Source organism: Collinsella sp. AM33-4BH (genome assembly GCF_003469205.1).
Lineage (GTDB): Bacteria > Actinomycetota > Coriobacteriia > Coriobacteriales > Coriobacteriaceae > Collinsella.
Genome location: NZ_QSIN01000030.1, coordinates 1 through 1,267 on the forward strand (window position 1 = coordinate 1; position 1,267 = coordinate 1,267).

1 protein-coding gene is annotated in these 1,267 nt (G+C 65.4%); it reads left to right on the plus strand.

The annotated features are described in order from the left end of the window. Positions 1 to 24: 24 nt before the first annotated feature. Positions 25 to 1,266, plus strand: coding sequence for an arginine deiminase (gene arcA, locus DW821_RS10075; protein ID WP_117774421.1), 1,242 nt, complete (start codon positions 25 to 27; stop codon positions 1,264 to 1,266). The last annotated feature ends 1 nt before the right edge of the window (position 1,267 follow it).

Genomic DNA, 1,267 nt, shown 5'->3' on the forward strand with positions numbered 1-1,267 from the left:
GGCCCGAAAGAAAGGTAGGAGGCCATGACGAAAGGTCTGCACGTGCCTTCCGAGATCGGCAAGCTCAGGAAGGTCTGCCTGCACCGTCCCGGCGACGAGCTCCTCAACCTGCCGCCCGACGAGCTCGAGCGACTCCTGTTCGACGACGTCCCGTTCCTGGAGGTCGCGCAGCAGGAGCACGACACCTTCGCCCAGATCCTGAGGGACCAGGGCGTGGAGGTGCTCTACCTGGAGAACCTCGTCGCCGAGGTGTTCGACCAGGTCCCCGGCGCCCGCGCCGAGTTCACCGACCAGTACATCGCCGAGGCAGGCATCCGCGGCCAGCAGATGCCGCAGATCGTCCGCGAGAAGCTGGACTCCATCGAGGACAACCTCGAGTTCGTCAAGAAGACCATGGCCGGCATGACCAAGGCCGAGATCGACATGCCCCTCACGGCGTCCACGACCCTCGACTCCCTGGTCAACTCCGAGTCCGAGTCCGACCTGATCATCGACCCGATGCCCAACCTCTACTTCACCCGCGACCCGTTCGCGGTCGTCGGCGAGGGCGTCAACCTCAACCGCATGTACTCGGTCACCCGCAACCGCGAGACCCTGTACGGCAAGTACGTCTTCAAGTACCACCCCGACTACAAGGACGTCTCCCTGTACTTCCGCCGCGACTGCCAGTTCCACACCGAGGGCGGCGACGTGCTGAACATCAACGAGAAGACCCTCGCCGTCGGCATCTCCCAGCGCACCCAGGCAGCCGCCATCGACGTCATGGCGCAGAACATCTTCTGGAACTCCGACTCCAAGGTCGAGCGCATCCTGGCCTTCGACATCCCGGTCTCGCGCGCCTTCATGCACCTCGACACGGTCTTCACCCAGATCGACGTCGATAAGTTCACGATCCACCCCGCCATCATGGGCACCCTGCGCGTCTACGAGCTGACCGCCGGCAAGAACCCGGGCGACGTGAACATCCGCCTGATCGAGGACACCCTCGAGCACGTCCTGGAGGACGCCACCGGCGTCGACCAGGTCAAGCTGATCCCCTGCGGCGGCGGCGACCCGATCGCGGCCTCCCGCGAGCAGTGGAACGACGGCTCCAACACCCTGTGCGTCGAGCCCGGCAAGATCTGCGTCTACGCCCGCAACACCGTCACCAACGACGTGCTGTACAAGGAGGGCCTGGACCTTCTCGTCGTGCCCTCCGCCGAGCTCTCCCGCGGCCGTGGCGGCCCGCGCTGCATGAGCATGCCCTTCTGGCGCGAGGACCTCTAAG